The sequence below is a fragment of the Bradyrhizobium sp. SZCCHNR1051 genome (assembly GCF_032489615.1).
Classification (GTDB): Bacteria; Pseudomonadota; Alphaproteobacteria; order Rhizobiales; family Xanthobacteraceae; genus Bradyrhizobium.
Genome location: NZ_JAUEYJ010000001.1, coordinates 165,851 through 185,458, shown reverse-complemented (window position 1 = coordinate 185,458; position 19,608 = coordinate 165,851). Strand labels below are relative to the sequence as shown.

The 19,608-nt window shown below is 65.2% G+C and carries 10 protein-coding genes; 1 reads left to right on the top strand and 9 read right to left on the bottom strand.

The genetic code is table 11. The annotated features are described in order from the left end of the window. Positions 1–179 precede the first annotated feature (179 nt). Complete coding sequence (locus QW868_RS00765; RefSeq protein WP_315738096.1) at positions 180–410, top strand: hypothetical protein; 231 nt, start codon at positions 180–182, stop codon at positions 408–410. 6 nt (positions 411–416) lie between these two features. Here the strand turns inward: QW868_RS00765 and QW868_RS00760 are convergent, their stop codons facing one another. The 9 genes from QW868_RS00760 to QW868_RS00720 all read right to left on the bottom strand — a co-directional run bounded on the left by QW868_RS00760 (position 417) and on the right by QW868_RS00720 (position 19,555). Further along, on the bottom strand, positions 417–884 hold the full coding sequence (locus QW868_RS00760) for a hypothetical protein (RefSeq protein ID WP_315770776.1): 468 nt from the start codon (positions 882–884) through the stop codon (positions 417–419). A gap of 25 nt (positions 885–909) precedes the next feature. Then, positions 910–1,260, bottom strand: coding sequence for a hypothetical protein (locus QW868_RS00755; RefSeq protein WP_315738094.1), 351 nt, complete (start codon positions 1,258–1,260; stop codon positions 910–912). Positions 1,261–1,553: 293 nt separating this feature from the next. Further along, on the bottom strand, positions 1,554–2,147 hold the full coding sequence (locus tag QW868_RS00750) for a formyltransferase family protein (protein ID WP_315738093.1): 594 nt from the start codon (positions 2,145–2,147) through the stop codon (positions 1,554–1,556). 707 nt (positions 2,148–2,854) lie between these two features. After that, positions 2,855–7,081 carry a sulfotransferase gene (locus QW868_RS00745; RefSeq protein WP_316229698.1) on the bottom strand — a complete coding sequence of 1,409 codons (4,227 nt, stop codon included), beginning with the start codon at positions 7,079–7,081 and terminating at the stop codon, positions 2,855–2,857. 252 nt (positions 7,082–7,333) lie between these two features. Continuing rightward, entirely contained in the window at positions 7,334–9,148 is a 1,815-nt protein-coding gene (locus QW868_RS00740) for a hypothetical protein (protein ID WP_316229697.1), read from the bottom strand. A 568-nt stretch (positions 9,149–9,716) separates the two neighbouring features. Continuing rightward, on the bottom strand, positions 9,717–12,971 hold the full coding sequence (locus QW868_RS00735; protein ID WP_316229696.1) for a hypothetical protein: 3,255 nt from the start codon (positions 12,969–12,971) through the stop codon (positions 9,717–9,719). A gap of 562 nt (positions 12,972–13,533) precedes the next feature. Further along, positions 13,534–15,666 (bottom strand): autotransporter strand-loop-strand O-heptosyltransferase, encoded by a 2,133-nt coding sequence (locus QW868_RS00730; protein WP_316229695.1) that lies wholly within the window; start codon positions 15,664–15,666, stop codon positions 13,534–13,536. Between the two features lie 67 nt (positions 15,667–15,733). Next, positions 15,734–17,689, bottom strand: coding sequence for an HlyD family type I secretion periplasmic adaptor subunit (locus tag QW868_RS00725; protein ID WP_315738088.1), 1,956 nt, complete (start codon positions 17,687–17,689; stop codon positions 15,734–15,736). Between the two features lie 3 nt (positions 17,690–17,692). Further along, entirely contained in the window at positions 17,693–19,555 is a 1,863-nt protein-coding gene (locus QW868_RS00720) for a type I secretion system permease/ATPase (protein WP_315738087.1), read from the bottom strand. Positions 19,556–19,608 lie beyond the last annotated feature (53 nt).

Here is a 19,608-nt window from a genome sequence, read left to right as displayed (position 1 = left end):
CACCTCGCGTGCAGGGCAATGCAAATGAAATCAACGGTGCAGCGCATCAACGCCGCTGCAGGCTTTGCTCGCGACGGACGCGTGTCATCGAGAAAAACGTGGAGTGTGGCTGTGTTTCGTCCTAAAGCGACCGCCGCGAAACAGCCCGTGAAACAGCCCAAGGCAGCCAGAGACAAGACATGACCGAACGCGCCGCTTCAGCCGACTTCGTGACCGCCTTTGCCACTGGCTGGCCGGAGCGGGAGCCTCATCTCATGGTGCTGTCGCTGACCACCCATAAAGGTGTGCAGGACTTTGCCATGACGCGGGAGCAGGCGCTGCTGGTCGCCAAGACCATCAAGCGCACCGCCGCGCAGCTGGCTCCGGCGCCGTCCGCAGGTGCGGTCCCCGGCGCCAAGCGCAGCGGCTGATCGGGATCACCGCGACATTGAAATGTTGGCTGCGCGGAACTGGCTGTCGGCCCGGATCGATACCGACTGCCTGTTGCCGCGGGTGGCGAGCGCGATGTTGGCATTGAAGCCGGCGGTGGTTGCAACCAGCTGGAAGTTGCCGCCGCCGCCGCGTCCCTGCAGCACGCCACTGATGCCGCGGCTGGACTCACTCCAGGTTCCCGAGATGGCGGAGCCCTCGGCGATCACCTCGGCCTGCAGAGCGAACTTGTAGGCATCGCTGGCGCAGGTCAGGACGAGCGTCATCCGCGGTCCCGAGACGCCATAACGGGCCCGGCACCGGATGCGCTCGGTTGAGCCGTCCTCGAGGGCAACCGTGCCGCTGCCGCCCCATGTTCCGGCCAAGGCGGTGAAGGGACCGGGATCGGCGTGCCCCGGCGAAGCGGTCACACCCGCCGTCAAAACGACGGCGGCGGCCGCGAGCCGCCGCACCATCTTCAGGAGCGCGTGCTGCGCGCCGTTACAGGCGCGAAGCCTGCCAGCGGCCGCTGCAGGGGATACCTGCCGAGGCGCCGTTCCACTTGCCCGAGCCAGAATTGCCGTTGAGCTGCCCATTCGCATATGCGCCATTGATGGAGACCTTGACGAGGCCTTCGCGTCCAATCGAACCCGACACATTGGCGCCAGCCGCAGAAATCTTACCGTCTGCGACGATCAAGGTCGAGCTGGCTGTGGGCTCGCAGGTGCCACTGTTGGTCACGATCGTCACCTGCCACTGGCCGTCATAGGGCGACTGGGCGAATGCGGGGGCGGCCGAGCTACCCACCAGGATCGACGCGGCGAAAGCCATTCCAATGCGGTCGAGACGCATGAATCGTTGTCCCTCAATGTCGTTTGATCAGGACCTTATTTGGAAGAATTGTGACGAAAATTTGCCGCACCGCCGCAACGGAATTTTATCGAGCAATTTCAGATCATTAACGATTAATGCGGAACCCTGCCTTGAACCATTCGGGCGGCATTATGGGCAAACTGCGCCTTCGCGCACCCCACGAGCGGACCAGCGTCACAGCCTTGCAATGGCAGGTGATGCTGCCGTCGCAGGGCACAGGAGCGCGCCGGCTGGAGCGACGACGCAATTGTCGGGGCGATGCGATCGGATGCTCAGTGCGGGGTGAGGCTGGGCGCGTTGGTCGCGAACTGCTCGTCCTGCGGCTTGGCCGGAATCGTGCCGGTCACTTTGGCCGATTCGATGACATCGCCGAGCAGCTTGAGGCCGAGCGGCGCCAGCGCGCGCTCCCACAGCTCGCGGGCGGTCTCGCCCTTCTTGACGAAGCACCAATCCTGAGCGGCGATGGCGCCCGCATCCATGCGGTCCGCGAGGTGATAGATGGTGCCGCCGGCGATCGGATCGCCTTCATTGATGGTCCACTCCACCGCAGCAATGCCCCGGTGACGCGGCAGCAGCGACGGATGGTAGCCGATGCCGCCGAGCCGGGCGGCTGCGACCGCCTCGTGGGTGACGCGGGCGTGGCTGTGCGCCGTGACGATCAGGTCCGTGTCGGGGGCGATCTCGCCCGCCGGCACGACCTTCGGATTGGCCTGGACTACGACCTCGATCCCGGCCGCCCGCGCCGCTGCTGCGAGCCGGTCCTCGCCATCATGAACGACGACCCGCGCGATCTCGATTCCTCTCTCGCGCAGCATGTTCAGTGTGGCGACACCGAAATGGCGGGAGCCGACGAGAGTGATGCGCATGGTCAGGGATCTTCCACGGTTGGGGGCTGGATCCGGTCGGACTCTGACCGGATGAAACGGGTCAAACCAAGCCTTGGCCTCCAGGTCAAGCGCCTGCTGGGCCGTCGTCACAGTCTGGCTTCGTCCGGCCGGCCGAGGCGTTGGGGACCCAAACGGGAACGGGAAAGCCGCTCCGAGCCAGAGTTGGGGCAGGGCCCTTCGCGCCTATCGGCGCGCCGATCGCCATGGCCGCCATCAAGATGCAGGCCGAGATGACCGTGGCGGATGACACGCCCTCTTTGGTGCCGGCTGCAGCTTCAGATGGACCGGGAGTCAGGATAGGTACCGGCGGCTCGCCGAAAGGTTGTGTCAAGGCCGGTTGCTGCATCACGGCAAATCGGTCGACACACCTCAACTAAAAGGGTCGAACTATCAGCCGAACTGATGAGGACAACCGAAGACGCTACTCCTTCCGGCTCAATGGACGCGATCTGGTCGGTCTGCGAACGCAATTCCCCTCGGCCAATGGCTGAAGAGGTCAATGAACCTATGATTGTATTATCAGTTGGCCGTCTGCGTAGTAAAATTGACGCTTCTGCATATGACGAAGATAATTTCTTAAAGGCCCTACAGCACAATGCTCAAGCCGCTCCGCCGCGCGGCCGGATAGCCGGGTGCCGCGCCTGTCACCGATCCCTGGGCAACAGCACCCGGTTATTTGCCGGCGGTCATGTGGCTTCCGGCGGCGGATGGTCGATGCCGAGCGCGGCGCACAGTGGTCCGAGATGTTTCTCGTAGCGGCGCCAGCTTCCGATCGAACGGCGGTAGATCGGCTCGCGCACCTGCATCAAGCTCGCCGTGCGCACCATGCGCTCGGTGCGATGGAAGTCGAGGCAGGCATCCTCCCAGTCGAGCCCGCAATGGGCGAGCACGCGGCGTGACACGCCCTCGAGGTCGTCGACCAGATCCTCGTATTGAACGTCCATCAAGATGCCGGGCGGCAGCACCTGGTGCCAGTGGTCCATCACGCTCTCATAGCCCCGGTAGTAGTGGCCGAGCTCGGTCAGGTCGTAGGCGAAGGGCTGGGCTCCGGTGAACAGCAGCGAGTAGCAGGAGACGCAATTGTCGAGCGGGTCGCGCCGCGTGTTGATGATCCTGGCGCGCGGGAATGCTGCGTGGATCAGCCCGACGAACAGGAAGTTCAGCGGCATCTTGTCGACGATGCGCTCGGCCTCCGGCGCCAGCGTCCGAACGCGGGCTGTGTATTCCTGCCCGATCTTCGTCATCTCCTCGGGTGGCAGAAGCGTGATCAGATCGGGATACGCCGGCACGACCTTCTGGCGGTTGGCGCATTCGCCGACGAGCTCCTTGAAGGTCTCGAGCTCGCCCGCGCCGAAGACCTTGGAATGGCTGGCCAGCACCTGCTCCATCAGGGTGGTGCCGGAGCGCGGCATGCCGACGATGAAGATCGGGGCCCAGGAGTTGTCGCCGTGCCCGGTAACCGTGCGAAAGAACTCGGGGGTGAAGCGCGCCGCGACATTTTTCATCATGCCGAGCCGCTGCTCGGAGTCGTAGTCGAAGGTCTTGCGCTTGAGGGTGTTGGCCTTGTGCAGATGCGAGAAGGCCAGGTCGTAGTCCTTCAGGTCGGAGGACGCCTTGCCCATCGCGAAATGGGCTGCGATCTGCTTCTCCTGATCGAGCTGGTCGACGCGTTCGAGGAGCTGCCGCAGACTTGGAAGCCGGCTGTCGTCCGGCTTGAACTTCGACATGTTCGCGAGATTGAGGTGGATCGGCGCGTCGTCCGGCGCCAGCTCCAAGGCCTTCTGGAACGCCGAAGTCGCCTCCTCGAAGCGCCCGAGCGCCTGGTAGGCGACGCCGAGATTGTTGTAGGAGCCGAAGCGCTCCGGCTTGATCCTGATGGCCAGCAGGTTCTGCTCGATCGACTCCTCGAGCCGGTTGAGCTCGAGGAAGGCGTTGCCGAGGTTGCCATAGGCGTCGGCATAGTCGGGCCGACTCGCGATCGCCCGCTTGTAGTGCTCGATGGCACGTTCGCGATGGCCCTGGCGCAGCAGCACGTTGGCGATGTTGTTGTGGGTCTCGGCGTGCTCCGGGCTGAAGTCGAGGACCTTGAGGTAGTGTTTCGCCGCCTCGATGTCCTTGCCCGCCGTATACAGCAGGTTGCCTAGCGCGAAATGCGCGTCCAGGTGCTGTGGCTTGTTGTCGATCGCCCGCCGGAGCAGAGCCATCGCCTCGTCGATCAGACCCTGGTTCTGCCGGACCATGGCGAAGGCGTAGAGAATGCCGGGATGGCTCGGCGACAGCGACAATGCGGTCTCGTAATGCTGCACCGCTACGTCGTAGCGCCCCGCCGAGGCCTCGACGGCGCCGATGCTGCCATGGGCTTCGGCGGACTTGTCGTTTACCGCCACCGCGCGCTGGAAGTAGTCCTTGGCCTCGTCGAGCCGGTTGGCGGTGGTTGAGATCATCCCGAGGCCGATGAGGGCGTCGAAACTGGCCGGCTGGCCGGCAAGGATCAGCTTGAAGATCTGTTCGGCATCGCTGATTTCGCCGCGGCTCTGCAGCCTCTTGGCGACGGCGATCACGCCGTCTGCCAGCGTCTGCAGTGACGCAAGCCGCGTGGCGTCGAACGGCCGCGAGTCCGTCGTCGGCGTGACCACCGGCGGGGCGACGTTGACGGGCTGAGGCTGCGTCATGCCCGCGATCGCCTCGGCGATCGTCGGCCGCAGGGCCTCGGTGCCCAGCGCATCGAGCAGCGGCTTCAGCCGGTCGCCATACATGCGCCAGCGGCCGACCGATCCGGTGAACAGCGGCTTGCGCACCTGCACCACGCTCGCGGTGTTCACCGGGCGCTCGTTCTCGTGGAAGGAAAGGCAGGCCTCATCCCAGTCCAGCCCGCAATGCGCGACGATCTTGCGGGCATTCGGCTCGAAATCGCGCACGACGTCCTCGTAGGACAGTTCGAGCATGACGCCCTGCGGCAGGACCGCACGCCAATGGCTCATCAGCGCCTCGTAGGCCCGGTAGTAGCGACCGAGCTCGGCGAGGTCATAGGCGAATGGCTGCGGCTCGGCAAACAGTTGCGTGTAGCAGGACAGGCAGGTGTCGATCGGATTGCGCCGGACGTGAATGATGCGCGCATTCGGCAGCGCGAGATGGATGAGCCCTGCGAACAGGAAGTTCGACGGCATCTTGTCGACGATGCGCTGGGTACTCGCCGGAAGCTCCGTGAAACGCTGGAGATAGGCGCGCGCGAGGGCGGTGACATCGGCATCGGACAGTTGGGCGAGCATCTCCGGATAGTCGCCGCGGGCGCGATCGGTGAAGAGCCCCGCGGCTGCCGCGAAGTAGTTGACCTCGCCGGCGCCATGCACGGCGGGATGGCTGGCCAGGATCTGCTCGATCAGGCTGGTGCCGGACCTGGGCATGCCGATGACGAACACCGGCGCGTGCGATGGATCGCCATGGCCTGCGCGCGCCCGTAGCATGTCCCTGGAGAACACCGCACGGATGCGCTCGATCTGGCGCAGCGTCTGGTTCTCGTCATAGTTGATGCGGCGGCGCTCGAGGGCATTGCCGGCGTTGAGGTGGACCAGCGACCGTTCGCCGTCCTTGATGTCGGCATAAGCCCGCCCGAGGGTGAAGTGCAGGGCGATGCGCGCATCCTCGGTGAGCGTCTCCGATCTCGCGGCCAGATCCTGCAAGGGCGCCCAGCGCGCGTCGTCGACCGCGAACGGCTTGACCACGCCGTAGTTGAGGTGCGTGCCGATGCTGCGCGGGTTGACAGCCAGTGCGGATTCGTAAGCGCGCGCCGCCTCGTCGAGCCGGCCCACGATCGTCAGGACGCCCGCAAGGTGGTTCATGGTCGTGGTGTCGCCGGGATCGTGCGCAAGAGCGGCCTGATATCCGGCGATGGCCTCGTCGTAGCGCTGCACGTTCCGCAGCGAGTCGGCGCGATTGCGGTGGGCAATGGCGTAGTCTGGTCGCAGCCGCAGTGCCTCGTCATAGTGGGACAGGGCCTCCTCGTGCCGGCCCGCCGACTGCAGCGCATTGGCGAAATTGTTGTGCGCTTCGGGGAAGTCCGGCCGCTCAGTGACGGCTCGCTCGTAGTGGAAAATCGCCCCCGGCCAGCTCTTTATGTCGAGGTGGATATTGCCGAGATTGTAGTGCGCCTCGGCGAGATGAGGGCTCAACGCGAGCGCCTGCTGCAAGGTGCGAATGGCGGCATCCAGTTCGCCCATCGCTTGATGACAGCCCCCGAGATTGAGCAGGACCGTCGGCATCTTGGGCTCGATGGCGAGCGCTCGGGCATAGTGAGCGATGGCTTCCGGATGCCGGCCGAGCTGCCGGCAGGCATCACCGAGACTGCTGGCTGCTGCCGCAAATTGCGGCCTCGCCGCAAGCGCTGCCTCATGATGCGACATCGCTCGCTCGGACTGGCCGAGCCGCTGCAGGGCGAGTCCGAGCGCCTGGTGGAGGTCCGGGTTCGTGCCATCGATGGCAAGCGCCAGTTCGAGGTGCCGGACGGCCGCTGCGGGATCCCCCAGGCCGTACAGCGCGCCGCCGAGCAGCAGGCGGGGCTCGATCGAGGATTCGTCGAGTGCGGCGGCGCGCGCGAAATGCGATGTCGCCTTGGCGAGGTCGCCCAAACCTGCGAACGCCTTTCCGACTGTCAAGTGCAGGTCTGCCGAGTCGCCCGCCGCGTCCGCGGCCCGGTCGAGCAGGGTTCGTGCCTCCTGCGCGTCGCCGAGTTGCCGGCGGACAGTCGCAAGGCTGCACAGGGTCCGGAAATGCCTTGGCTGAAGAGCAAGTACTTTCCGGTAGGCCTCCTCGGCAACCTGCAGAGCGCGACCATCAAGCGTGGACGGGAGTGGCGCGCTGGAGTTGGTCGATGCGGACACGAGTCGGGGGCGGAAGGCGAGTGCTGGCTCGTTCATGATCACAACTGACTGATTGTTCGACGGAAGCAGTTGTCGTGGCGGAATGAAGCGAAACGGAGGCTTCGCGGGGGCCGATCCCGATTGATCGTCTAGAACCCTTCGAGCCGGTGCGGTCGGCGCGCTCCGCGATCTCGCTGCCCGGTCTCGCCAATGTCTTTCGCGCGATCGCCGGCTCTCGCCGGAATGCAACGAAGCCGGTGCAGACCAAGGAGTCTGCACCGGCTTTGATCGGGCGTGTCGTTGGAGGCGTCAGCCCCACATGTGATGCATCGCGTGGTGGTGCGACATGTCCGGACCGCTCGAAGCTGCTGCCGCCGTTGCGGCTGTGGCCGCCGCCGCCGTGTGGTGGCTGCCATGATGGCTATGGTGGCCGCCGCAGTGGTGCGTCGTGGTGGTGTTGTTGTTGCCGCCGGTTGTTCCTCCGCCGGCCGTTCCACCGCCCGTCGTGCCGCCACCGGTCGTCCCGCCTCCCGTGGTGCCGCCGCCCGTAGTGCCTCCGCCGGTGGTGCCGCCTCCCGTCGTGCCACCTCCGCCCATGCCGCCGCCGGGCGTGGTCGGGCTCGCCGGGGCGCCGCCCGTGCCGTTGGCGATGTTCGGATTGGCGCCCGCCGGCATGCCGGTGCCCTGGGCAATGCCATTGACCGCAGTCGCCGTCACGAAGCTCGTCGCGGATGTCACGTAGGCCGATCCGCCGATCGCGATGTTGTTGCCCGCGATGTCTCCGGCATTGCCGATGTAGTTCGCGGCGGCAGCCTTCAACATCGCCTGATCGGTCGCCAGGGCTGCACCCGTGTCGCCGTTCATGATGCCCATCAGCGCCTTCGTGGCCATGACGGTGTCGGACTGTAGAGCACCGGCGACGAGCTCGTCGTCGAACCGTCCCTTGAACACCGCCCCCTGCGCCGCATCGAACGCGGCGCCAAAGTTCTGGTAGTTCGTGATCTGGTCGATCAGGGCTTGCGACGCCGTACCTGTTCCATTGGCGACCGCAACCAACTTCGCTCCCAGCGTATTGCCCTCGGCGAGGAACGAGGCCCAGAAATTGGTCTGCGCCTGGTTGTCCTGGAACTTCGTGACGGTCCCGGTCAGGCCGCCGGCCATTTCGGAGAACCCGCCAATGTGACCGGGCGCCCCGGTGCCGCCCGCCGCCGCGTTGAGCGCCGCGTCGTTCTGAAACACGTCGATCATGTCGACGATGTTGTCGGCGGAGCCGCGCAGCGCCGTCGGACTGGCCATCGTCTCGGCGACGTCGTATTTGTTCAGCTGAAGGTTTGCTTGGCTGAGCAGCGTCATCAGATGAAGTGTCGTCGTTTGGGCAGCAACGGAGGTTTGACCTGCTTCAATCGCGGCGAGCTTCGCCGGGTCATTCAGGATCGCTTGAAGGCCCTGCGTCACGGCCGTGAAATCAGTCTGGATCTGGTTGATGTTGTTGGCGCTCATGCCGCCCAGCGAAAGGTCAGCGACGGCATTGAACACCGTTCCGATGGCGGTCAGGTCGCCCGCTGCCGCTGCAGCAAGATTGGTGGCGCTGTCGTTACCGGCGGGAAGGCTCTGGAACGCCACGTCCATGGCACCCGTGTTGGCCAGGAAGGGAACGTTGTTGAGCGCGGCCGAAAGATGCGCGTCACCCTGGATCTGCGCCAGGATCTGCATCTGCACGTTGTGGATGGTCTGGTCGGCTTCGGCGAGCGTCGCCGGATTGGCCGTCAGCGGGGCGGCGTTGATCAGCGTCGTGAGCTCGTTCGAAACCTGGGTGAGCACCGCGGTGTCGGTCGCGTTGAGCGTGAAGGCCTGACCGCCGACCGTGACCTGGCCGGGATTGGCCAGCATCGCGTTGATGTCGTTCTGCACGGCATGCAGGTCGGTGGTGTAGCTGCCGAGGAACGGATTGGAGTTGCCGCTGTTCTGCGGCGTCGAGAACAGCCCGATCGAGATGCGAGTAGCGTCGTTGAATACGACGCCGGCCTGCACGAGGTCGGTCGACAGGTTGAGCGCAGAGGCGCGAACCAGCAGATTGGACGTGCCATTCGCCAGCGCCGTCGGGTTGAAGGTATTGGCTGCCATTGATCATCTCCCCAAGTTTCAACCCGGCGTCTGCTGCTTGGCGTATCGGCAGCACGCGGGCGTTGATCGGGCTGCGACGTCTCGTTCACCCCTCGCGGAACGGGCGAAATGTCGCAGCCTCAGAGCACCTGGGAATTATTTGCTCCAATGGGGCCAAAAGAAGCGCCGCCGAGTCCTCAAATATGATGTTGTTCGGGCAAATGGCTACTGTCGCAGCCGGGTTACGGCGGCGCCAGAAAGCGAACTAACTCCTTGATTTCCGTCGTGGCATCCCTGTAACACCGTCGCTCAGCGACCCTTCGACGCACGGTGCAGACAAGAAGTTGCCCCGATCCTGGGGCCTATCATCGATCTCTCCTTAGAAAAGTTCCAGCGTGACGGACGCGCTCGGCGCGGAACAGAACATGCATCTTCGCGAATCTCGAGAAGCCCTTCATTCAGGCCGCGTCATCTCTTCTCCTCGTTGAACTAATCGTCGTTCTCGTTCGCCCGGGAGCGTTGACCTGATCTGGTTGCTCCCGGGTATCTGATTCCGAAGCAGTTGCTGCGGCTGCTTCGTCCTGCCGTGTCAACCCCACATGTGATGCATGGCGTGGAGATGCGACATGTCGGGCCCGGCAGCCGCGGCTTGGCTCGTATGTGCGCCCTGGCTGTGATGGTGATGTTCGCAGTGATGCGTGGCGTTGCTACCGTTGTTGGCCGTGGTGCCCGCCGACGTGCCGCCAGCCGCCGTTCCGCCGGTCGACGTGCCTCCGGTCGCCGGGGTGCCGCCGGCCGCGGCGCCACCGGCGGCGGTGGTTCCTGCCGCAGCAGTGCCGCCGGTGCCGTTGGCCAGGTTCGGTGTCGCGGTGACCGGAATGGTGCCGTGCGCGGTGCCCTTGATGGAGGTTGCCGCCGAGACCGTCGTGGCCGTCCCGACATAGGTGCCGCCATTGACGGGAATGTTGTTGCCGGAGACGTCCATGGCGTCCGCCGCAAAGCCCTGGCCGGCAGCGGCGATCATCGCCTTGTCGGCCGCGAGTGCTGCGCCGGTGTCGCCGTTGAGGATGCCCTGCAGGCCCTTCACGGCACCGGCCGTGTCAGCTTCGAGCGTGCCGCTGAGCAGTTCGTTGTCGAACCGTCCCTGGAACACGGCGCCCTGGGCGGCGTCGAAATTGGCGCCGAACTGCTGGTAGTTCTGGATCTGCGTGATCAGGGCCGCACTCGCCTGCGCACCGCCGGTCGAGATCTTCTGCAGCGTGGCGTTGATGGTGTTGGCCTCGGCCAGGAAGGCGGCCCAGAAATTCGTCTGTGCCTGGTTGTCCTGGAATTTGGTGACCGTCCCCTTGAGCCCGCCCGGATCCTCGGCAAAGCCGCCCGCATGGCCGGCGTTGCCGTTGCCACCTGCCGCCATGTTGAGGTTGGTATCGCCCTGGATGATGTCGATGATGTCGAGCAGGTTGTCGGCAGTGCCGCGGAGAGCGGCCTGATTGCCGGTGGTCGCAGCCTGATCATACTTGCCCAGCTGCAGGTTGATCTGGCCGAGCGCAGTCTGCAGATGGATCGTCGTCAGCGCCGCGGCGTTGGCCGTCTCGCCAGCCTCGATCTGCGCGAGCTGGGTCTTGTTGTTGAGGATGGCGGTCAGTCCGTGCTGGACGGCGGTGAAGTCCGCGGTCACCTCGGCAAGGTTACCGGTGTTGATGCCGCCCGAGGCGACCTCGACGGCCTTGTTGAAGACCAGACCAACGTCCTTCAGGCTGTTGCCGGCGGTAGCGGCGGCAAGACTCGCCGGATCGTCCGCGCCCGCGGGCGACGTCTGGAAGGCGACGTCCTGGCCGCCGGTATTGGCGAGGAAGGGGACGTTGTTCAACGCGTTCGCCAGATGCGCGTCGTTGTGGATTTCGCCGAGGATTTCCTGCTGCAGCGCGTGGATCGTCTGGCTTGCCGCTGCCGATGTGCTGGCGTTGGCGAACTGTCCCGCCGCCTGCAGCAGTGTGCCCAGTTGCCCCTCGACATTGGTCAGCACCGCCGTGTCGGTCGCGTTCAGGGCGAAGGTCTTGCCGCCGAGCGTGACCTGACCAGGGTTGGCCAGCATCGCCGCAATATCGGCCTGCACCGCCGTGATGTCGGCCTGGTAGCTGCTGAGGAAGGCCGGCGAGTTGCCGCTGTTGGCGAGACTGAAGAGACCGAGCGAGGCGCGCACCGCGTCGTTGAAGACGACGCCAGCCTGCACCAGATCGGTCGAATGCTGGATCGCCGTGGCACGGGTCAAGAGGTTCGACGTGCCGTTGGCAAGCGCGGTCGGGCTGAAGTTCACCGGCGTGGCGCCGCCAGCCGGCGGCGTCGACGATGAGCCGCCGGTGCCGTTGGCAATGTTCGGGGTTGCCGTCACCGGGATCGTGCCCTGTGCCAGGCCGTGCACCGACGTGGCCGTCGAGACCGTGGTCGCCGAGCCGACATAGGTCGCGCCGCCGATGGCGATGTTGTTGCCGGAGACGTCCATGGCGTCGGCCGCGAAGCCCTGGCCGGCAGCGGCGAGCGCCGCCTTGTCGGCCGCCAGCGCCGCGCCGGTGTCGCCGTTCAGAATGCCCTGCAAGCCTTTCACGGCGGCCGCCGAGTCGGCTTCCAGCGTGCCGCTGAGCAGCTCGTTGTCGAAGCGGCCACGGAAGACGTTGCCTTGGGCGGCGTCGAAATTGGCGCCGAACTGCTGGTAGTTCTGGATCTGCGTGATCAATGCCGCGCTGGCTTGCGCGCCACCGGTCGAAATCTTCTGCAGGGTTGCGTTGATGGTGTTGGCTTCGGCCAGGAATGCGGCCCAGAAATTGGTCTGCGCCTGGTTGTCCTGGAACTTGGTGACCGTGCCGGTCAATCCGCCGGGTTCCTCCGCGAAGCCGCCGGCATGGCCGGGCATTCCGTTGCCGCCGGCCGCCGTGTTCAGATTGGCGTCGTTCTGGATGATGTCGATGCTGTCGAGCAGATTGTCCGCGGTGCCGCGCAACGCGGCCTGATTGCCGGTCGTCTCCGCCTTGGCATACTGGTTGAGCTCGAGGTTGACCTGTCCGAGTACCGTCTGCAGATGGATGGTCGTCAGCGCGGCTGCATTCGCCGTCTCGCCTTTCTCGATTTGCGCGAGCTGGGTCTTGTTGTTGAGGATGTTGGTGAGACCTTGCGAGATCGCGGTGAGGTCGGTCGTGACCTCCTGAAGGTTGCCGGTGTGGATGCCGCCGGAGGCGAGGTCGACGACCTTGTTGAAGACGAGGCCGACATCCTTCAGCGTGTTGCCTGCGGTCGCTGCGGCCAAGGTCGCCGCATCATCGGCACCGGCCGGCGTGTTCTGGAAGCCGACGTCCTGGCCGCCGGTGTTGGCGAGGAAGTTGACCTTGTTGAGCGCGCCGGACAGATGCGCGTCGCCGTTGATCTCCTGCAGGATCTCCTGCTGGACCGCGTGCAGCGTCTGATCCGCGGCTGTGATCGTCGCAGCATTCGTGGTCTGCGGTGCGGCCGCGAGCAGCGTCGAGATCTGCGCCTGCACGTTGGTAAGAACGGCGGTGTCGGTCGCGTTCAGCGTGAAGGCCTGGCCGCCCAGGGTCACCTGGCCGGGATTGGCGAGCATCGCGGCGATGTCGTTCTGTACGGCGTGGAGGTCGGTCGTGTAGCTGCCGAGGAACGGGTTCGAGTTGCCGCTGCCGGCCTGTGAGAACAGGCCGAGCGAGGCGCGCACTGCATCGTTGAACACCACGCCGGCCTGGACGAGGTCGGTCGACATGTTGAGCGCTGAGGCGCGCACCAGCAGGTTCGACGTTCCGTTGGCCAGCGCCGTCGGGTTGAAGGTGTTGTTCGCCATAGATCATCTCTCCCCAAGTTCATCCGACGCCCGGCAGGGCCCCGTACCGAAACTGGCCAGACGATGCGGAAGCGCATCGGCCCTGCGTCGGACGTGCTGCGCGCCGCGCCTCACGCCCGTGCGCTTCTGTGCCGCGCGCTTTTCTGACGCGCGTTACTTTGTCGCACCTCGCTATATGCTCGGAGCAATCGGGCCAAAAAAGGCGTGGGGGAGTCCGCAATTATGTTGTTCTCGAGACATTGCGGATCTGTGACGGATGCGCCGCGATCGCGTGCCAAGTGATTGATTCTTGGTGGCAAGCGGCAAATGCGAGGGGTCGCGATCAGGCGCGAGCTGCATGTTGTCGTCAAGATGCTGCCTGCATCTCGCCGGTGAGTGGCCGGTCTCCAGAAGTCAGCCGTAGGGTCTGTCAGACGTTGTCAAGGCTGCCCGGCGACACTTGCGCGCGGCTTTGCCGCAGGGCCATCGCTGGAAAAATGCCGCGATGGATCATCCGTCCGGGTGAGCTTTAAGGTGAAGGCGTCCCTGGGCGGGGCGGCCGGCCAACCGCGCCGAACGCAATTCAGGATGTCGGCGCGACCTGGCGCTGCGCCAGGAGCGCAGTCCTGATCTTCTGCAGCAGCGCGGTGTAGAGCTGATTCCAGGCCGGATCATTCTGCCCGTTCGCGTCCAGCCCTTGCTTGGTCAGGCCGAGGCTGATCCGGTAGACGGCGAGGGCGCCGTCGATGTTGCCGAGCGGAACGAAGGCATCGCCCAGATTCTGGTAGGAGTTTGCAAGCGTCTGCTGCAGCAACGGATCGTTGGAGGCGCTGTTGGCGAGGTGGGTCATCAGCGCGGTGTTGGCGCGACGCTGATCGAAGGCTTCGGCATGCCGGCCCTGGGCGGCGAGCACGTCCGCCAGCAGAGCGTGACACCAGGCGAGATCGCGCTGGAAGCTGAGATTGCCGCGGTGTGCTGCGGTCAGCTTCTGAACGATGGCGAGGCTGGCGGAATAGGCGGCATGCGCGGCCTCGAGGTTTCGCTGAACGAACAGCACGGCGCCGATGCGGTTCAAGGCGACCGAGAGGTTGCGTTGAAACCCGGCGTCGTCCGGATTGGCTCCGGTCAGGTGTCTGACGATGGCGATGCTCTGCTTGTAGTTCTGCAAGGCCTCCATCAGATCGCTGGCGGTGGCCGCGCGATCGCCTTCCGCGATCCCGGCGGCGGCCTGATCCAGCAGTCTGCCGGCGGCGACCGTGACGCCGACCGCAAGGCCCCCGTGGGGAACGTCGCCGCGCGGCTGCGCCAGCAGTGCGGCGAGCGCGACCGGCTCGTCGCTCTCTACGGAGTCCTGCACAGACTCTGCCCTGGAGGTTCGATGCCGATCAAAGGGCGCAGGCGGCGTCTGCTGCTGAGAGGTGCGCGGTTTCGGACGCAATCCCTGTCCGAAGCCGGGAATTCGAAGCAACATGCCCTCGACCTGCGCGGCCGTGATCAGGCGCGTGCATTCGAACTGTCGAGGCGTGCCCTGCCATCGCGGGCACCACAGAAAGTCCTCATGGTCGAAGCGATGACGGACATCATTCCAGCAACTGTTGCAGGCGTGACGGTTGATGACCCGATAGGGGGTCGCGAACTCGTTGGTCGGATGAGTGAAGCCGCTGATCAGCACGACCGGAGTGCCGACAGCCCAGGCCAGCCATGACAGCCCCGAGGAAAGACCGATGAAGAATGCGGCGTGCTTGAGCCAGCGGGCGCGCTCGGGCAACGGCCGGTCACCGGTCTGATCCTCGGCTGCGGCGGGAATTTGCGTTTGGTAGGCGCCGTGGCTGCGCGCTGCGGTCTGATCGATGCAGATCACGCGATAGCCGGCCGCGCGCAGGAAATCGACGACGCTCTGCCAGCCCTCAGGATTGTTCCAGTGCTTGCACGCGGTCGTCGCCTGCACCGCGATGCAGACATAGGGCTCCTCGATGGGACGGCTGTCTTCGCTCAGTGCGACGCGCGGCGGCTGCTCGGCCGGATCGACGCCGAGGATATGAGCGGCCGTCCGATGCAGGCCGACCTGCCGGAAATCACAGGGCTGATGGACCAGCTCGGCATCGTCGAAGAACAGCGCGACCGAGTAGGTGGCGTAGTATCGCTCCGCCTGGATCGTCTCATGGCTGAGGAACGTGATGTCAGGGTAGGCGGCGCGGAACAGCGGGATCAGCGGCTCGCCCATAGCACAGCTCAGGCGGCACCGATGCAGGTCCTTGAACCTCACCGCATAGCCCATCCAGCCGATGATGTCGCCGATCGTGCCGACCGGGAACTGGATCAGGACGTCTCGGTCGGTGGCATCATAGTCGTGGCACAACAACAGCTCGGGCCCTGACCAGACTTCGAGCCTGAACGGGACGAAGTAGCGTTTGCTGCTGTTGACGTGCCCTGAACGCAGGTCGATGTCGAACAGGACGTTGGTGGTCTCGAGATCGCTCAGCCGGACGCGCCAGGGGTGTCCGGTGTCGGGGAGCATCACACGGCAGCCGTCGTTGAAATCGAAGCGCAGCCCCTGGGGACCCTCCTGGGTCGGCACGGCCGCTGGCGGCGGCAGTCGCGGCTTGCGTGCGTGATCAGACGCCTCGGTGCGGGCGCCGGGCTGGGCGTCGGCAGGTAACGCACTTGTCGGCACCATCGCCGGGTCCGAGGTGCGGGGAAAATTTGCAACGTTCATGTTGAGGTGCTGACGCGGTCTGCGTTCATTCGTGAGCGATGACGCCGACCGCGGCTGTTCGGCCTTGTTACTCCACGAAGGCGCGGCGCCACTGATCGAGAACCGGCTTCATCAGATAGCTGAGCATCGTCCGGCTGCCGGTTTGAACATAGACTTCGGCCTGCATGCCGGGCATCAGGTTGACGTTGCCAAGCCGCTTGCGCTCCTCGTCGGACAGCGTGATCCTGACCGTGTAGAAGGTGGAGCCGGTTCGCGGGTCATTGGTGATATCAGGCGACACGAACGAGACCTGGCCGCTCAATTTCGGCGTGGTGCGCTGGTTGAAGGCGTTGAAGTGGACCATCGCATCCTGCCCGGTGTGAACGTGATCGATATCCTTGGGCTGGACGTGCCCTTCGACCTGCAGTTCGTCCGAATCGGGGACCAGCTCCATGACGGTCTCACCCGGCTTGATGACGCCGCCGATGGTGTGGATCGCGAGCTGGTGGATGGTGCCGGAGTTCGGCGCGCGCATCTCGATGCGATCGAGTTGGTCCCGCGCGGCGACGCCCTTCTCGACCAGATCGCCTTCCTTGGCCTGGGACTCGCTGAGGTCCTTGACCACCTCGCTGCGGAAATCCTGATCGATCTTGACGGTCTGGAGCTCGGCTTCGCTGATCTTGGACCTCGTCTCCGCCACGCTGGACACCAGCTGGCCGCGTTCACCGTCGATCCGAGCGGCTTCCCGCTGCAGCGTGGTCAGTCGCGTCAGCGGAACGAGCCGCTTGTCATAGAGCTCCTGCACGCCGGCCAACTCGCCCTTGATCAACTCGATCTGCTTGTTCTTGGATTCGAGCTGAGACTCCATACCGCTGATCTCGTTGTTCAGCTGGACGATGCGGCCTTGCAGCAGCTCCTTCTGGCTCTTGCGGGTCGTGGCACGGGCCTTGAACAGCGCGTTCTCCGACGCGATGACGGTGCGGACATTTGGATCGTCCTGACGTGAGGTCAGCGTGGACGGATAGTCCGGCTGATCGAGACCGTCACGCTCGGCCGAGAGCCGCGCAATCTTGGCGCGCTGTTCGTTCAATTGCTTGGTGATCGCCTGGAGCTGGGCCTGGCTCTGCGTGGCGTCGAGCCGCACGAGCAGATCGCCCGCTGCGACGCGCTTGCCGTTGTCGACCTTGATTTCCGCGACAATGCCGCCGGTCGGATGCTGAATCGCCTTCACGTTGGATTGCACCACGAGATTGCCGGGGACCACGATCGCGCCGGCGAGCGGCACGAGGGTCAGCCAACCGCCGCCGAGAACGCCGGCGACAAGCAGCACCCGCATGCCGAGACGCAGCTCGTTCTCGAACATGCGGCTGACGCGCGGCACCAGCGATTCGTCCGAGCCGTCGTCGAGATCGGCCGCCGTTCCTTGCGTCGCAATGAAGGTCATGCCAGTGGTCAAGGCCGTGCCGGCGGTGCCGACCAGGCGGCCGACTCGGGTTTGCGGAACGACAGGCGCATGCGCCAGGCGGGCAGGGAGGTTCTGCTGTCCCATCGGCCGCGGCGCACCGACGCCGAAATTGCCGTCGCGTCGCGCATCCTGCAGGTCGAGCAGGGGTGCCGAATTGCCGCCCGCCATGCGTGCAGGCGGATTGCGCTGGGGTGGCGACAGCTCCGGCTCGTAGCCACGCATCGGTGCGGGCTGCTGCCAGTCCATCTCGCGGATGCCTTCACCCCGGCGTGCCCGGGGCGCCTGGGCGCCGAGACCGAACAGCGACAGCGACGCACCGAGGGCGCGGCCCATGGTGCTGCCCTTCTTCTTCGAGCGCGGCTTTGGCCTGACTTGCGACGGCGGCGGACGCCGGCGCTTCTTGCCGCCGTCACGTGCGCCGCGGCGCTGCCGCGGGTCCTCGTCCGAGCCGTCGTCGAATGCGCCCTGCAGCCGCTGCAGTTCGAGAATCAATGCATCGCCCTGCGGACCGACGGCGCGGGTCTTCGGTCGCACATAGTCGTCGTCGTCGAAGGGCCTGAAGTCGTTGATGTGTTTCATTGATCAAGCGCTTTCTGCTGGGGCGGCGCGACGAAGCGAGCGGGCGTTCGGATTTGGCGCCGCTGCCGGAGCTGCAACCCTGGGCGGAGCAGGAGCATGCGCGACGGCAGGTCCCGCGGCCTTGTTGGCCCCGGCGACGCGGGCAAAGATCTCCTGGCAGGGCCCGAATGCGATCGCCTTGCCCTCGTACAGCACCAGCGCCACGTTGAGCGCATTCAGCGCGCTGGGACGGTGTGAGATCACGATCACGATGCTCTGATTCTGTTGCCGCATGATCTGAATGGCGCGGCTGAGCGCGTTCTCGCCGTCGGTGTCCAGATTGGCATTTGGCTCGTCGAGGACGATGAGAAACGGATCGCCATACACCGCGCGGGCCAGACCCACGCGCTGCCGCTGACCGGCCGACAGCGACATGCCGCCTTGGCCGATTCGCGTCGAATAGCCTTCCGGCAGCCGCAGGATGATGTCGTGCACGCCGGCGATCTGCGCCGCCTTCAGAATCGCATCCGAGCTCGCATTCTCGTCGAAGCGGCAGATGTTGTCGGCGATGCTGCCATCGAACAGGGCAACGTCCTGCGGCAGGTAGCCGATGTGGCGGCCGAGATCCTCGTTGCTCCATTGGTCGAGCGCTGCGCCGTCGAGGCGGACGGAACCATGCTGTGCAGGCCAGATGCCGACCAGCGCCTTCGAGAGTGAGGTCTTGCCGGAGGCACTCGCGCCGAGCAGTGCCAGACCCGTGCCTGCCTTGATCGAGAACGACACGTTTTGAACAATCGGCCGGTCGGTGCCCGGCGCGGTGACCGTCAGCTCCTGTACGGTCAGCTCGCGGAACGGGCGGGGCAACGCGACCGGCGGCGCTTCCGGCCTGGCGGTGGCCTTGCAGATATCGCGCAGACGCGCGATGCCCTGGCGCGCGGCGACCAGCTGTTTCCAGCTGCCAAGTGCGATCTCGATCGGGGCGAGCGCGCGGCCCATCAGGATCGACGAGGCCATCATCACGCCGCCGGAGGCCTGCTCGGAGACGACGAGCGCCGCGCCGATGCCGAGCATGCCCGACTGCAGGATGAAGCGCAGCACTTTCGCGGCGGCCCCGAGATTGGCGTAGACATCGCTCGCGCGAATGTTGTCCTTCAGATAGCGCTCGTTGACGGCGTTCCAGCGTGCCGAGAAGCGATCCAGCATTCCGAGCGCGCGAATCACCTCTGCATTGCGCTGGGTAGCATCGGCGAGAACCTGCCGTGCGGCGCTCGTATCGCTGGCGGATTTGCTCGCCTGACGCGACAACCGGTCGGTCACCAGCGTCATCGAGATGATTCCGACCGTGCCGATGACGGCCGTGATGCCGATCAGCGGATGAAACAGAAACATGCCGATCAGGAAGATCGGTATCCATGGCATGTCGAGAAAGGCGGTCGGTCCCATGCTCGACATGAAGGCGCGGAGCTGGTCGAGATCGCGCAGTGGCTGCTGCATCAGCATCGGCTTGGTGCCGCGCAGGGGCAGGGTGGCCAGAGCGTGATGAATCGCGTCCTGCAAGCTCGCGTCGAACACGGTCGCCACCCGGCACAGCATGCGGGTGCGCAATGCGTCGAAATAGCCTTGAATCAGATAGACGACCAGAATCATCACCGACAGGCCGACGAGCGTGGCGAGATTTTTGCTCGGAACGACGCGATCATTGACCTGCATCATATAAACCGAGCCCGAGAGCATCAGGATGTTGATGACGCCGCTGAACACGCCGATGCCGGCCATGCGTTTGACAGCCTGGCGCAACCCGCGCGTCACCGGATCGTCGCTTCCCGAGAGAAGGTCGTTGAGGGCAGCCGCGGCTTTCGTTCTCGGGCGGTCTTGAGCCAGACTCATCCAGGCGCGTCTCCCAAAACACAGTGCTTCACTCCGCGCTATTGACAGTCGAT

What these genes read in the sequence shown, in the direction of transcription:
- QW868_RS00765 (WP_315738096.1), top strand. Translation starts at nt 180, where the DNA reads ATGACCGAACGCGCCGCTTCAGCCGACTTCGTGACCGCCTTTGCCACT.
- QW868_RS00760 (WP_315770776.1), bottom strand. Translation starts at nt 884, where the DNA reads ATGGTGCGGCGGCTCGCGGCCGCCGCCGTCGTTTTGACGGCGGGTGTG.
- QW868_RS00755 (WP_315738094.1), bottom strand. Translation starts at nt 1,260, where the DNA reads ATGCGTCTCGACCGCATTGGAATGGCTTTCGCCGCGTCGATCCTGGTG.
- QW868_RS00750 (WP_315738093.1), bottom strand. Translation starts at nt 2,147, where the DNA reads ATGCGCATCACTCTCGTCGGCTCCCGCCATTTCGGTGTCGCCACACTG.
- QW868_RS00745 (WP_316229698.1), bottom strand. Translation starts at nt 7,081, where the DNA reads ATGAACGAGCCAGCACTCGCCTTCCGCCCCCGACTCGTGTCCGCATCG.
- QW868_RS00740 (WP_316229697.1), bottom strand. Translation starts at nt 9,148, where the DNA reads ATGGCAGCCAATACCTTCAACCCGACGGCGCTGGCGAATGGCACGTCC.
- QW868_RS00735 (WP_316229696.1), bottom strand. Translation starts at nt 12,971, where the DNA reads ATGGCGAACAACACCTTCAACCCGACGGCGCTGGCCAACGGAACGTCG.
- QW868_RS00730 (WP_316229695.1), bottom strand. Translation starts at nt 15,666, where the DNA reads ATGAACGTTGCAAATTTTCCCCGCACCTCGGACCCGGCGATGGTGCCG.
- QW868_RS00725 (WP_315738088.1), bottom strand. Translation starts at nt 17,689, where the DNA reads ATGAAACACATCAACGACTTCAGGCCCTTCGACGACGACGACTATGTG.
- QW868_RS00720 (WP_315738087.1), bottom strand. Translation starts at nt 19,555, where the DNA reads ATGAGTCTGGCTCAAGACCGCCCGAGAACGAAAGCCGCGGCTGCCCTC.